This is a genomic window from Alteromonas sp. Mac1, from assembly GCF_001562125.1.
Lineage (GTDB): Bacteria > Pseudomonadota > Gammaproteobacteria > Enterobacterales > Alteromonadaceae > Alteromonas > Alteromonas stellipolaris.
In genome coordinates, this window is the sequence record NZ_CP013932.1 from 1685206 (window position 1) to 1699520 (window position 14315).

Below are 14315 nucleotides of genomic sequence, written 5' to 3' on the forward strand. Positions count from 1 at the left end.
TAATTGAAATGGTATTAATTAATAGTACTGCAATTGCCTTCAGACCCGAATGGGTTCGCAGGTAGCCCAGCCCCTTCATTGGTCAAGTCATCAGAAGAAATCCCCAAGCTATAATAGTGATTTTGACTTGCTTCACTACCTGTAGACTGACCGAAAATTGTAATCACAATATCATACCAACCACCATAACTTGCTGGATAACGATATTCTAATTCGGCCTGACCATTTTCGTCAGTTACGCTTGTATCAGCAAAAGTTAAGGTTCCGACGATACCGGGAGTTAAAAAACCGTCACTATTACTATCTTCACCAGCATCTAAAATCCCATCACCGTCAATGTCTTCATTCTGACAGGTAGCTGTAACATACAGAACATGAATAGACTCATCTTCATCCCAATCCGAAAAGCCCTTCCGATATGTGCCGCCATCGCTGTACTTAACTGGCGTACCTGAAGCTGTTAACTCAACGCCACTAACAGGCTGTCCTGCTGAATCAGAAACAAACACAGCAAAGCGTTTTAGGTAAGTGGTTGAATCAGGCTCTTCAATTTCGTTACCAGTGCCAATGGAGATATCAAATGCTCTGTCACCTACTGTCATATACACTTCATCAGTAATTGTTTCATCGCTTGCTACAGAAGCACGAACAATAACCGCATCTTCACTTGAAGGTGCGCCTGAAGTAAATACCGTAGAGGCAATACCACTGCTGTCGGTGGTCGATTGAGAAGGTGAAATAGAACCTGTAGATACGTCATCTACATTAAAGTTAACCACGGTATTTTTTACTAAGTTACCTGAAGGGTCTCTAACAACTGCAGTAATGGTACTTGTTTGACCATCAGGTCCGATAATATCTGGTGTTGCATCTGCAATCAAAGTAGCAGGCTCAACCGCGACAAATTCTACTTGCGTCACCGCATTCACCGTAGACTCATTACCCGCTTCAGTTCCTGTGGCAGTAATAGAAGCAAAACCGGCATTGTCAGACTCTATTGAGATAGAGGCAATACCGTCAGCATCGGTTGTTACAAGCGCTGCGCCAATAATCTCTCCGCGAGAAGTACTAAATGTTACGTTATTACCAACAGCTGGAGTACCATCTTGTAGCCATTGAACACTGATTGTGGCTGCTTCATTCAATGATATTTCTTCATCCGGCACTACCACAAAACTAAATTCGTCTTGTTGAACCTCTAATTCAAATTCTACTGACGCATTAAGCGACGAAGCTGTAATGGTATCTTCACCAGATGTGGTTGCCGTGTAAGTAATGGTAGCTTGTCCATCAGCCCCTGTATTAACTGAGGTTTCACTGAGTGTACCGTTCTCTGCTTCTAATAGGATAGTTTGATTAACAATGGCTACCCCATCAGAATCTTGTACACGTAGCGTATATTCGGCAGTGTCATTCAATATGACTGAGTTTGCGCCATTAATCGTCACCTCTGTGCCGGTGATCAAAATATCAACGGTTTTAACTAATGCGCCGGTTTGAGCCGTTAGGGTTACCGTGCGGTTCGACGCATCATTTTGAGTAGAGACTAATGCTCTGGCAGTACCATCGGCGGTAGTGGTAGATTGCGTTAATTGCAATTCAACACCGGCTTCATTACTAGCAGAGAAGTTAACGACAACCCCTTCCATCAAAACACTTTGTTCGTTTTTAATTAATGCAATGAGCTCAATGTCATCTGAACCGCTGGAGGCAAGCTGAACCGCGCTTGCATAAAATTGTAATGAGGCAGGTTCTTCACTAACCGTAGGAGCTCCCACAGCTGAAAAAGTAGTAGAGCCGCTTTCACCACTGCTCAAGCTACCTGTGATTTCACCATCACCTGAGGCAGTACTGGCATTAATAGCTATTCTTGCTATCCCGCTGTCATCGGTTCGCGCTGTACCGGTATCGTTCCCGAACACGGCTAGTTCGGTATTACTTACTGCGAACGTAACGAGTTGGTCGGCTTGGGCTACACCGTCAGTGTCAGTAACAGTGGCAATAACGGTAAGAGAATTGTCGGAGGTTAGGTTGCGGTCAGTTTCACCGCTGGCGTTTTGAACGGTTAATACGACATTAACAGTAGCAGAGGAACCACTGCCATCATCTGATCCATCGCTATCATCTCTAGAGACTGAATCGCCTCCTCCGCACGCTGTTAGTATAAATATTGCACTAAATAGCCAGAGTGTCTTAGACAAGACTCGCGTAATTTGTCGCATAATTCGTTCCTGAACCTCTATAAATGACAATTGGGTCGTTTTTTATGTTTTAAAATCAATAGAATCTGTCACACTAAATAAAAATATAAAAATGTACAGGGAATTTTAATGTCTCAATCTGCACATAAATTTAGTTTAACCACCAGAATCTTTATCGGCATGATTGCCGGTATCGTGATAGGTGTGCTTCTTCAAATATTATTCGATGATAGCGGAGATTTCACTTTTTCGGTATTTGGTTTCCAGTTCTCTGCGTATAGCATTTTTGTAGATGGTATATTTTCTACCCTTGGGCAGATTTTTATCGCTAGTTTAAAGATGTTGGTGGTGCCATTAGTATTTGTTTCGCTTATTTGCGGTACCAGTACACTTTCCGACCCAAGTAAATTAGGTCGTTTAGGCGCAAAGTCTGTTGGGCTGTATATTGTCACGACTGCAATAGCAATCACACTGGCAATGAGTATGGCTTTACTTATTTCACCAGGAGAAGGCTTAAATCTAACGACTGAAACGTCTTTTGAAGCGAAGACTGCACCAAGTCTTGGTGACGTTATCGTTAATATGTTTCCTAGTAACCCTATTAATTCGATGGCGCAAGGCAACATGCTTCAAATCATCGTATTTGCGGTGTTATTCGGTATTTCAATGGCGATGACTGGCGAAGCAGGCAAGCGAGTCAGTGCGTTTTTCGAAGATATCAACACGGTTATTATGCGCCTTGTAACTATCATCATGAACCTAGCGCCTTACGGTGTGTTTGTGTTGATGGCTAAACTCTTCTCTACTATTGGTGGCGACACTATCTTTAGCTTGGCCAAATACTTCTTCTTGGTATTTGGTGTGCTTATCATTCATGGATTAGTGACCTACTCAATATTGCTCAAACTATTGAGCGGCTTGAGCCCAGTTGTGCTGCTGAAAAAAATGCGCGATGCAGCCTTGTTTGCATTTAGTACCTCAAGCAGTAGCGCTACGTTACCAGTCACCATGGAAACGGCGCGAAACAAACTGGGTATCAACAATTCAGTCGCGTCTTTCACCCTGCCTTTAGGGGCCACTATCAATATGGATGGCACCGCGATTATGCAGGGCGTGGCTACCGTATTTATCGCACAAGTTTATGGCGTTGATTTAAGTCTAGGCGATTACATGATGGTGGTACTAACCGCTACTCTAGCTTCTATCGGTACGGCTGGTGTGCCAGGGGTAGGCTTAATCATGCTTGCCATGGTATTGCAACAAGTTAACCTACCTGTTGAAGGAATAGCACTGATTATTGGTGTCGACCGCTTACTTGATATGACCCGTACTGCGGTAAATATCACAGGTGACTGTATGGTGTCATGCGTAGTCGCGAAAAGCGAAGGTGGACTTGATGAAGATGTTTATTACGACGAACATGCCGGTGAAAAAGAAGAAGACGTGAATTTCAACGAGTTTGATAAGAACGCCTAATCCCCTCTTGTCTTTTGAACATGATAAAAGGGTTAGCATTGCTAACCCTTTTTTAATGCCTGTTGGCCATTGCGTTCCCCAATAGGAACGCGCTTTAGAAGTGCAGAGCACTGACAAGCTAAGTACATTCAGTGAAGGGATTGAGAGGGAGACACTTTCGTCGCTTTATGGGCGGGGTACCAAGTTGCTAATACGGACATGATGATGGCGACCACACAGGTGACTACCACGTCTTGCCACATAAGTGCAGAAGGTAAGAAATCGATAAAATAGATATCACCTGATAGCACTTCTACCCCAAAAACACCCTCTAAGAACTTCACAATACGTGAAAGATTAGGGGCAATAATAACAGCAAGGGTTACCCCTACTACTATACCAATGAGTCCATTCAGCACACCTTGGAACATAAACGTGCACCGAATTAGTGTGTCGGTCGCCCCCATAGTTTTTAAGATAGCGATGGCAGGTTGTTTTTCTCGTACCGCCATCACTAATGACGACACAATGTTAAAACACGCCACGGCAATCACCAGTACCAATGCAATATACACAACGGTGCGAACGAGCTGAATGTCATTGTACAAATGGCCTTGGGTACGGGTCCAATCTGACATATAGACCGCTTGAGGGTAGCTATAACCTATATCTCGCATGGTGATATAGGCCGAAAATGGATCGTGTAATGTGAAGCGCATACCCAATGCTTGGCCATCTATGCCAGCGGCCGCGGAAGCTTTCGCAAGGTGCATTAACCCCAATTGATTATCTAGCTCGCCGCCAACATGCATGAAGCCTGCGACGGTTAACGTTATTGATGTAGGTGCGCTAAAGCGTAAATCTTTCGTGGTGACGGGAATAAGCGCCTGTACGGTATCACCCACCACAATATTAAGTTTGTTGGCAATCCCCTTACCTATCAGCACACCGTCGCTGTTTAGCGCGAAGTTCTGCCAATGTTCGTCCGTTACTTGCCGGCTAAAAGTGTTTTGCGCGTCTGCCGCTATGCCCGTCAATGAAATCGCCTTTAACTCACCTTTGAATTGCAACATGCCGGTAAGCTCGGTGTAAGGCTCAACCTTAGCAATTCTGGGGTCTTGATTAAGTCGATACAGCTGCGCATCTAAGTTCTCAATGCCCGTCTTGTCGGTGCTATACAATTCGCCGTGAGGAATAACGGTTAAAATACGCTGCGTTAATTCTCGCTCAAAACCATTCATTACACTTAGTAAGATAATTAACACGAAACAGCCAAGACCTATGCCTACGGTAGACGACATAGAAATGAATGAGATGAAACGATTTTGGACTTTGGCTCGACGAAATCGTTTAGCAAGTTGCCATGCCAGCGCCACTACGATTGTTCCTCAGTTGCGGCGTTTAGTAATTCACCGTCTTTAATACGAAGTACTCTGTCCATACGATTAGCAAGCGTAATATCGTGCGTTACCACAACAAAAGCCGTTTGTTTTTGCTCACTTAAGCGTTTCAACAACTGATAAATCTGTTCACCTGTGGTGGCATCTAAATTACCGGTTGGTTCGTCAGCAAGAACAACCGATGGAGATGTGACCAATGCGCGGGCAATGGCTACCCGTTGACGTTCGCCGCCTGAGAGCGCGCTAGGTAAATGATCTGCACGGTGAGAAAGCCCTACGTCGTTAAGTAAGGCGTTTGCTTTTGCATTAGCGGTAGTAGCACTCTCGCCGCCAATTCGAAGAGGCATGGCAACGTTTTCAAGCGCAGTAAATTCACCAAGCAAATGATGGAATTGATAAATAAACCCCATTTCCTTGTTTCGCAAGGCGGCAAGCTGTTTAGCGTTTAAGTGTGTAAGTGACTCACCTTTGAACCATACTTCACCGCTTGTGGGCGTGTCTAAACCGCCAAGCAAGTGCAGCAGGGTACTTTTTCCTGAACCAGAGCTACCTAAAATGGCAACATGCTCACTCGCATTGATAGAAAGTGAAATGTTATTAAGGACAGGCGTACTATTCTCGCCTTCTTGATAAATTTTACAGATTTTGCGGCAATGTAATACGTCCTGCATGCAGCCGTTCTTCGTCTTTTAACAATAACTGCATGGTATCGCGGAACGACTGGCAGGCCAACCGATTAATGGGTTTGGGACGACAGCTCAATGGTATTTGCTAAATTCTCAACCGTTTGCGGTTTACCAAATAACCATCCTTGACCGTACTCCACATTCATATTCACGAGCTCCTGACACTGGTCGGTGTTTTCAACACCTTCCGCAATCAATGTCACTCTTAATTCGTCGGCAATACTGACAATGTGGGGAATTAAAGAGGAACGAATACTATGATCCTCCATGTCCATCACGAAACTACGATCGATTTTTAAAAACTCACATTTAAGAGATTTAAGTTGGCTAAGGTTCGAATACCCTACCCCAAAATCGTCTATGGCCATCCAAAAACCTCTGCTTTTGAGGGCTTTTATATGTTTAACCGCACTGCCTGTGGCAAGTTGCTCATCTTCGGTTATCTCAAGAACCAATTTAAAATTCTTGTCATTCATAGTGAGCACCCAGTCTAAGTCGAGCAACTCATCTTTCATAAAGTCTGACGGAAACAGGTTAAATGAAACTTTAAAGCCTTCTGGAATATCCTTGTTCTCATTAAGGGCAATCATTGCCGATTCAATCATGACCGTAGTGAACTCCCATGTTTTACCTAACTCTTTGACTTGAGGTATAAATTCGTCAGGGTAAATTGGACCAAACTCATCTTCGAATCGGCTCAATACTTCACAGCCAACTACTTCACCAGACTTTAATATTACGAATGGCTGGTACAAACAATAAAACTTACCCGATTTAAGCCCACGACTTATACGCGACTCTAATGAACGTCTGCGTCTTAAGTAATTAAATGTAAGCATATGAGATAGCGCCGCCGTCATTAACATGACACAAACGAACAACACTAGTTTGCCTTTATGAGTATTAAAAATTCGGCCTTGGTCGGATACCACGCTCAAACAAGTGGAAGAATAATACTTATCACACTTGATTAAACTTAGAGAGAAGTAACTAGTATCAAGTTTTGCGATACCTCCGCCCGCGCTCTGTGGCATTAAAGAGGCGTTTCCCGCCATATGAAATAGCTCATCTGCTTTGTAAAAGAGTGCCCAATCCTGACTAAAGTTTAGGCCAATTACTGCATCCATATCTAATACAGCATTGTATCGTCCACGCTTTGCAATAGTGCCTTTTGACTGGTTGTCAAATAGCTCTAACGGCGTATTAATCCAAAACGCATCACCCAAAGAAGTGACAAAATCTGGGATTGCTTCGTCTATGGGCTGCTTTAATAGCCCAAGATAGGTACTGCACAATAACTTTCCATCACCAAAGAAACCAATTTCTTTCACAAAACGAGAGCGAAATAAAGTGCGTCGCATTTCGTTTAAATTGTCTTCACTGCATGAGTAATAGGGAGAGGCGTTCAAATAATCTAATGCGGTCTCGGCATCTTTAAACACCATGTTCACGTTTGATAATATATCTTTTGCTCGGTCTTTTTCATGTTCTTTTATAACTGAGAACATTAATAGGCCAAGCGCGGCGCTAACAAGAACAACAGACAAAAACGATACGGCGATGGCTTTAATATTGTCAGCTAGTAGAAATTTTTTATGCTCACTATTGCTCATTCGTACCACATAAAATTAAGACATATTGTTGTGCGTATACACATCAAAATAGTCGAAAATTTGATTATTAGAATAATACTTTAGATGCATTTAAGCATTGCAGAAGATTGAGTTAAGTCAATGAACTGAAGAGAATAAAATTATCTAGCGTTGAAGTGATATGCAGCCACAATACCACTTAAAATATGCGGTTTGCTGCGGTAGCTAATTATTCAGCTGGCTAACAATTATGTGCAATCAAAGGGCATTCACAGCCGATATGGGAAAAGGCTATTGTAAGGCTAACTAGAAACCAAAGGTGGATAATACTGCAAGAAAAAAAAGGAGAAGCTAGGTAGTGAAAAACTAGGTAGAGAGAAACTGGGTAGAAAAAAGATGAAACGACAGCTGATAATAAGCAAAAAATAGTAGTCGGAAAAAGTATAACGTTGATAAAGAGGTTTTATCAGTGCGCAGTTGAACCTGCAAGGTAGTAGTAAATGCTTTCCCGAAAATGGCGGAGCGGACGGGACTCGAACCCGCGACCCCCGGCGTGACAGGCCGGTATTCTAACCAACTGAACTACCGCTCCGCATAATGGGAAAGTGTGCTATTTCGATAAGTGGCGGAGCGGACGGGACTCGAACCCGCGACCCCCGGCGTGACAGGCCGGTATTCTAACCAACTGAACTACCGCTCCACATCATCGAAGAGACACTTTGTTATAACTAAATGGCGGAGCGGACGGGACTCGAACCCGCGACCCCCGGCGTGACAGGCCGGTATTCTAACCAACTGAACTACCGCTCCGTGGCCTTTTAGTTATATCATTGAAAGTGGCGGAGCGGACGGGACTCGAACCCGCGACCCCCGGCGTGACAGGCCGGTATTCTAACCAACTGAACTACCGCTCCACAATTTCAATGTTATCAGTGAGTTAGTTGGGTTGTTAAAACCCCTTGCCCTCACTGCGGCGCAGATAATACGGTTTAGACCTTACAGAGTCAATGCTTTTTATTAATAAAATTGTCATCTGGGCACTGTTTGCGCGATAAATAAACACAATGTTGAAATATAATTCAATCAGGCGGGAATTCGTACACCTAAAACTAGCATACTATTCCCACAGGCCACGCTCACCTTAGGATGGCTAACTTGAACTTTTGTATTAGTAACGAGAAAAAGTACTCCCGGTAGGGCGATATAGCGCTATTTATGTGCCCTATTTATTGCCCCTACTCTGCCGGTTTCGATTTCTTAAACTTTGCCAGTAACTTTTTAAAGCCCTTGGGTTCATTATCAAGAGATAAGTCAGATTCAGACACCACTTTCTTTTTGGCTTTTTTATTTTCATTTTTTGTGGCTACTTTTGCAGATGCAGGGCCACTGGCCTTTCTTCTTTTTAAGATAATAATAACGGCAGCAACAACACCTATTAAAATAATCGTGCCATTCATCGCGACAATAATCAGGGTTAGCGTACCTGAATCCATTCCATCATCTTCATTTTGCGATTGTGAAGGATTTTGTGTGTTTTCTTGATTAGGTGATGTTGAACCTTCTCCCATGGCAAGCGGATCTTCACTGCCATCAACAATAGGATCTTCGCCGTCAATAAGCGGGTCTATCACTTCTGGTTCAGGTGCTTCAGCCAAAAAGGTATATTCAGGCACATCCAGAATAAAGTCTCGGCCTTCCGATGTTGTGCCATAAGCGGTTAGTTTAACGCGATAAACTCCTTCTTCGTACGCCACAATAAGATGTTCTCGCACGCCATCACCGCCCTCGGTTAACGAGAAGTTTTGAATATCTGCGTTTGGAAATCTAATTTTACCATCTATGAGAAGTGACTCTATATTGACTAGTTCGCGGTTCACATCAATGAGCAGTGTGTGATAACCATCTCCCGTGCCATCGGTAGGGTCTAGTTCAACGTCTACATAAACAGGGTTGTTGTGCAGGATAATAGGTGCACCAATTTGCTCTCGCGTGAACATTGGCGTGTCTACCCGATACACAGGCTGCCATTTGCCCGCCGCCACTTTTAAATTAAATTGGCCAGTGAACACACCATCTGAAGGACGCTCATCCATGCCCCGGCCGTTATCTTCAAACTTTGCTATTTCTGCATCGTTGGCCCCGAAGTTGTCGTAATTGGGGTCATTGGCACTTTCAAACTCAATAGATAACTCCACGACATCACGAAACTGTTTGTTATCTATTTTTTCGCCACCGTTGGTTAGGTATGCCGTAGATTTTAATATTTCGCCCGAAAAGAGAATACTGGGAAGCGGTGTGGCGTGAAGTTTAATATCAGAAATAACCATAACCCGACTGGCAGGGTTAACCTGACCTACCGCCTGCCAAGGGCCAGGCATAGGGTTCTCAATGGTGATCATATCGAAGGTGTCAGCATCAAACCACTTAACGAACGCCTCGTCTACCCGGCCTTGAAATAGCTTTGAACCATCGGGGCGGACTAATACTACGGGGGCTGAACCGTATTCGCGAAAGAAAATCATAGAGACCTCTTTCACGTTGTAATCAATACGAAAACGATTCTGTAATAATTTAATCGAGTTCTCGTATTCATCCCCCAAGTCAGTAATAGGAGAAGGCGCAGCGTCGGCTTGCGTATCCGATGTCGACGGAGCAGTCAACGAAGTATCTTGTGAAAATACCGTTGAAGCACATCCCAATAGGCACAACGCCAACACTAGTTTCATCACGCCTATTCTCACTGTTGCCCGCTCCTTTGGAAATGTATTCTAAAATATGGTTAGGTATGGCTAGCACCTAAGGCTATAGACGATAACTTGCACCTAGCTTAGTTATGCATCGGTTTGCTCTTGCTCTGGGCGCCACAAACATTTACCCCCCGCTTTTTCTACGATATCTAAACGAGATTCATGCTGTGCTAATTCATCGGCGTTAGCCTTGATAACCTTTAATTTATTTCCATTTCGGTTCAGCCGGCGAAGTGCATCTGATTGGGTTTCGCCGCTGCCCTTAGACGCCAAATTAAGTTTAGTTTGCCCACCTGTCATTAGCAGGTAAACATCAGCTAAGATTTCAGCATCCAGCAGTGCACCGTGAAGCTCACGGTGGCTGTTGTCTATGCCGTAACGCTTACACAACGCATCTAGGTTGTTCTTTTGCCCTGGGTGCATTTTGCGTGCAACCGCCAAGGTATCAAGAACACTACAAATATCTTTGGTAATAACGCCACGGGTTTTCGGTTCCATTCCGAACTCATGATCCATAAAGCCCACATCGAAGGGCGCATTGTGGATAACAAGCTGAGCGCCGCGAATAAAATTCACAAAGTCTTCGGCCACATCTCTAAATGTAGGTTTGTCGGTTAAGAACTCATTGGTAATACCGTGAACATCAATGGCCTCTTGTTCTATTTGGCGGCCAGGATTAATGTATACATGAAAGTGATTGCCAGTAAGTTTACGGTTAACCAGCTCAACACACCCAATTTCAATCACTCGGTGACCTTCTTTAGGGTCGATACCTGTAGTTTCTGTATCTAGTACAATCTGACGCATGATTCCTCTAATCTTACCTTTTGTTTTTTGATAGTATATCAACCCCTTCGCCACAGGCTAAGGGAAAAGCGAAATATGAAAGTAAATAATTTAAGGACACCCAGTGGCTCAAAAAACCATTCACATTTTTACTGATGGCTCATGCCTTGGAAACCCAGGCCCTGGCGGCTATGGCGCTGTACTCGTTTATAACAGTCACCGCAAAGAGCTTAGCGGCGGGTTTGCCCATACCACGAATAATCGTATGGAATTAATGGCTCCTATTGAAGCATTAAACAGCTTAACTGAGCCCTGCAATGTGGAATTAACGACAGACAGCCAGTATGTGAAAAACGGTATCAATCAATGGATCCACAACTGGCGTAAGAACGGCTGGCGTACTTCAGACAAAAAAGCGGTGAAAAATGCCGACCTTTGGAAACGCCTTGATGAAGCGGTTAGCAAGCATAAAATTAACTGGCATTGGGTGAAGGGCCACTCGGGTCACCCTGAAAATGAACGCTGTGATGACCTTGCGCGCGGCGCGGCAGAAGCCAAGCCAACAACGCCAGACAGCGGCTTTATAGGCTAATAGCTTTACACCTAATAGCTTTACACCTAATAGCTTTAACTCTCTAAAGCGTTAATGATTTTTCAAAAAGAAAAGGCGGCACCGCCTTTTCTTTTGTAACGTCAAACTCTGCCTATTCTTTTGCTTCTACTTAACACTCAGCAATTACCACTCTACAATTATTTTGCCCTGTGTGTCGTTACCCTCTAAACGCGCGTGAGATTTCGCGACATCATCAATTGCGTATACTGTATCAATGTTTACGCTAAGCTCGCCTGAGGTAAACGCGGGTAAACAGGTTGTCGAAAAATCACTAATAAGCGCACTTTTATATTCATCCGTTCTGTTGCGTAACGTAGTGCCTTGTATTCTGGCTCGTTTACCCAACATTAATGCCATATCGAGATTGTCGGCATAACGTCCCGCTAACATGGCAAGGTAAACCACAATGCCGTCGCGCTTTAGTATTTGAAGGTTCCGATTTAAGTAATCGCCACCTACCATATCAAGCACCATATTGACGCCTTCTGGCCAACTCGCTTTTATTTCTTCAGCAAAGTTTTTATCTTTGTAATTTATCAGTAAGTTAGCGCCGTTTTGTTTGCACTGAGCTAACTTTTCTTGGGATGACGCGGTAACTGCACTTTCTACTCCCCAATAATGACAAAGCTGAGTGGCGGCTAGCCCTACACCACTGGCACCACCGTGAATGAGTACCCGCTCTGCCGGTTTTACATTGGAGATTAAGCGCAAACACTGAAATGCAGTAAGAAACACCTCAGCAAGTCCGGCCGCCGTGCTATACGCCATATTTTCTGGAACCCGCATTAAATGATGCGGATTAACAGCAACTTGTTGTGCATAGCCGCCGCCAGCAACTAACCCAAAGACCTTATCGCCGACTTTCCACTCACTTACTGTAGCACCAACCTCAATAACCTCACCGGCTACTTCCAGCCCCAGAATCTCACTTTCGCCGGGAGGGGGTGGATAGTGCCCTTGTCGTTGTAGTGTATCGGCACGATTCACACCAAAAGCGTGTACCTGCAATAACACTTTATCGTCGGTAAGTACGGGGGCATCAACCTCTGCTATTGTGAGGCCTTCAGGAGCACAGCCTTTTTCGAAGTTTACAAATTGCATTAGTATCCTCTTTTTGAACTTTCACAGCAGGTGCTGTGTTTGTGCACGTTAGTGATTACATGAAAAACACGTCAACCTATGACTACGTGGGCGATACGTTTTGGTGCATAATTGCGTTGGTATTTTTAGCATCATAACCCTAGCGCTTAACTTGTTGTGCTAAATTTGGTTTAAAACACTGTAACCTAAGGTTATTACAACAAAACTCATGATTACCAAGAGTTTGCCATAACGCCGTGTTTAATCTAACGGCTGCGCTTGCCCAACAAACTTACTTTCATACTGCGTATAATACTTAACTTCAACGCGGTAAACTTGCTAATCATTCGCATAGCCACCGCTTTGTCGCTATACTTCGCACCGCCGCTTACGTGTGGTTGCAAGGGCCGTTTATTAGCTAAAGGCTTTTAACCCAGCTAAAGGCTTACCTACGCAACCCCACTTCCTAGCTAATTCAAGAAATAGAGTACGTTTCATGTCATCACAAGTTATATTGCATCCTAATAGAGATAAATCCCTTCGTCGTCGCCATCCTTGGGTGTTTGAAAGCGCCGTGGCAGAACTAAAAGGTAGAGGGCGCAGTGGTGACACCGTTGATGTATTCGATTCAGAAGGTGACTGGTTAGGTCGCGGCGCCTACTCCCCTACTTCGCAAATTCGAGTGCGCATGTGGACCTTTAGCAAAGAAGAAAGCATTGATAACGCGTTTTTTCTACGCCGCATGGAAATAGCGCTTAAATTAAGAACCCGTTTATTTGACCCCGAAGTTACTAATGCTTTTCGTTGGATAGCGTCTGAAAGTGATGGCCTTCCTGGCGTTACCATAGATTTGTATGACAACGTAGCCGTGCTGCAATTGCTGAGCGCGGGCGCTGAAAAACACCGTGATAAAATTGTGTGGGCAATAAACAAGTTGAAGCCCGGCACTCATGTTTACGAGCGAAGCGACGTTGATGTGCGCAAAAAAGAAGGCCTAGAGCCAGTAACCGGCGTGGTGAGTGGCGAACCTCCAATGCAAGTTACAGTAAAAGAAAATGGGCTTTCTATTATTGTTGATATAGAGAACGGCCACAAAACGGGCTTTTATCTTGATCAGCGAGATAGCCGTGCTGCCGCTGCACATTATGCCAAAGACGCTGACGTGCTTAACTGCTTTAGCTATACCGGTACCTTTTCCTGCTATGCATTACAAGGCGGTGCTAAATCGGTCACCAATGTGGATGTTTCTCAGCCAGCCCTCGACCTTGCTAAGCAACACGTTGCGATAAATGGGCTAGATGAAAGCAAAAGTCATTACGTTAAAAAAGATGTATTTAAGCAATTGCGTGAATACCATGACCGAGGCGATCAGTTTGACATGGTTATCCTCGATCCACCCAAGTTCATCGACAACAAAGCATCACTTACTCGTGCCGCTCGTGGCTATAAAGATATTAACTTGTATGGTATTCATGCGGTGAGAAATGGTGGATTACTACTTACTTTTAGCTGCTCTGGCTTGATGCCAGCCGATCTTTTCCAAAAAATAGTGGCTGATGCCGCATTAGATGCCGGAAGAACCATTAAGATTATTGCTCGACTGAATCAAGCCACCGATCACCCGGTAATTGGCAGTTACCCTGAAGGATATTACTTAAAAGGTTTAGTTTGCGAAGTAACTGACCTGTAATATCAGGCGTAATTTTACAACTCATTTAATACCTGTAAAAGATAAGCAAACAAGCTGATTAATAC

At 44.1% G+C, this 14315-nt stretch carries 10 protein-coding genes and 4 tRNA genes; 3 read left to right on the top strand and 11 right to left on the bottom strand.

Going from position 1 to position 14315, the window contains the following annotated elements; translation table 11 throughout:
- Positions 1-14 precede the first annotated feature (14 nt).
- Positions 15-2222, bottom strand: a complete 2208-nt coding sequence (locus tag AV939_RS07140) for an Ig-like domain-containing protein (RefSeq protein ID WP_061997418.1) — start codon at positions 2220-2222, stop codon at positions 15-17.
- A gap of 108 nt (positions 2223-2330) precedes the next feature.
- Between AV939_RS07140 and AV939_RS07145 the strand changes: the two genes are divergently transcribed.
- Positions 2331-3677, top strand: a complete 1347-nt coding sequence (locus AV939_RS07145; RefSeq protein WP_057792417.1) for a dicarboxylate/amino acid:cation symporter — start codon at positions 2331-2333, stop codon at positions 3675-3677.
- A gap of 128 nt (positions 3678-3805) precedes the next feature.
- On the opposite strand, the gene lolE is transcribed toward AV939_RS07145, so the two are convergent.
- The 9 genes from lolE to dnaQ form a co-directional block, all read right to left on the bottom strand.
- A complete protein-coding gene (gene lolE, locus AV939_RS07150) occupies positions 3806-5032 on the bottom strand; it encodes a lipoprotein-releasing ABC transporter permease subunit LolE (RefSeq protein ID WP_061997419.1) in 1227 nt (408 codons plus the stop codon).
- Positions 5032-5727 carry a lipoprotein-releasing ABC transporter ATP-binding protein LolD gene (gene lolD, locus AV939_RS07155; RefSeq protein WP_057792422.1) on the bottom strand — a complete coding sequence of 232 codons (696 nt, stop codon included), beginning with the start codon at positions 5725-5727 and terminating at the stop codon, positions 5032-5034. The genes lolE and lolD overlap by 1 nt, the downstream gene beginning before the upstream one ends.
- Before the next feature lie 65 nt (positions 5728-5792).
- Positions 5793-7355 carry an EAL domain-containing protein gene (locus tag AV939_RS07160; RefSeq protein ID WP_061997420.1) on the bottom strand — a complete coding sequence of 521 codons (1563 nt, stop codon included), beginning with the start codon at positions 7353-7355 and terminating at the stop codon, positions 5793-5795.
- Positions 7356-7849: 494 nt separating this feature from the next.
- Positions 7850-7926 (bottom strand) — tRNA-Asp (locus tag AV939_RS07165).
- 31 nt (positions 7927-7957) lie between these two features.
- Positions 7958-8034, bottom strand: a tRNA-Asp gene (locus tag AV939_RS07170).
- A gap of 33 nt (positions 8035-8067) precedes the next feature.
- Positions 8068-8144, bottom strand: a tRNA-Asp gene (locus tag AV939_RS07175).
- A 27-nt stretch (positions 8145-8171) separates the two neighbouring features.
- Positions 8172-8248: transfer RNA gene (locus AV939_RS07180), tRNA-Asp, on the bottom strand.
- Positions 8249-8569: 321 nt separating this feature from the next.
- Positions 8570-10075, bottom strand: coding sequence for a TIGR03503 family protein (locus tag AV939_RS07185; RefSeq protein ID WP_057792426.1), 1506 nt, complete (start codon positions 10073-10075; stop codon positions 8570-8572).
- Positions 10076-10165: 90 nt separating this feature from the next.
- Entirely contained in the window at positions 10166-10888 is a 723-nt protein-coding gene (dnaQ, locus tag AV939_RS07190) for a DNA polymerase III subunit epsilon (protein ID WP_057792428.1), read from the bottom strand.
- A 103-nt stretch (positions 10889-10991) separates the two neighbouring features.
- On the opposite strand from dnaQ, the gene rnhA reads away from it, so the two are divergent.
- On the top strand, positions 10992-11459 hold the full coding sequence (gene rnhA, locus AV939_RS07195; RefSeq protein WP_057792430.1) for a ribonuclease HI: 468 nt from the start codon (positions 10992-10994) through the stop codon (positions 11457-11459).
- Between the two features lie 144 nt (positions 11460-11603).
- Here the strand turns inward: rnhA and AV939_RS07200 are convergent, their stop codons facing one another.
- Positions 11604-12581 (bottom strand): NAD(P)H-quinone oxidoreductase, encoded by a 978-nt coding sequence (locus AV939_RS07200; protein WP_057792431.1) that lies wholly within the window; start codon positions 12579-12581, stop codon positions 11604-11606.
- A 475-nt stretch (positions 12582-13056) separates the two neighbouring features.
- On the opposite strand from AV939_RS07200, the gene AV939_RS07205 reads away from it, so the two are divergent.
- Complete coding sequence (locus tag AV939_RS07205) at positions 13057-14250, top strand: class I SAM-dependent rRNA methyltransferase (protein WP_061997421.1); 1194 nt, start codon at positions 13057-13059, stop codon at positions 14248-14250.
- The last annotated feature ends 65 nt before the right edge of the window (positions 14251-14315 follow it).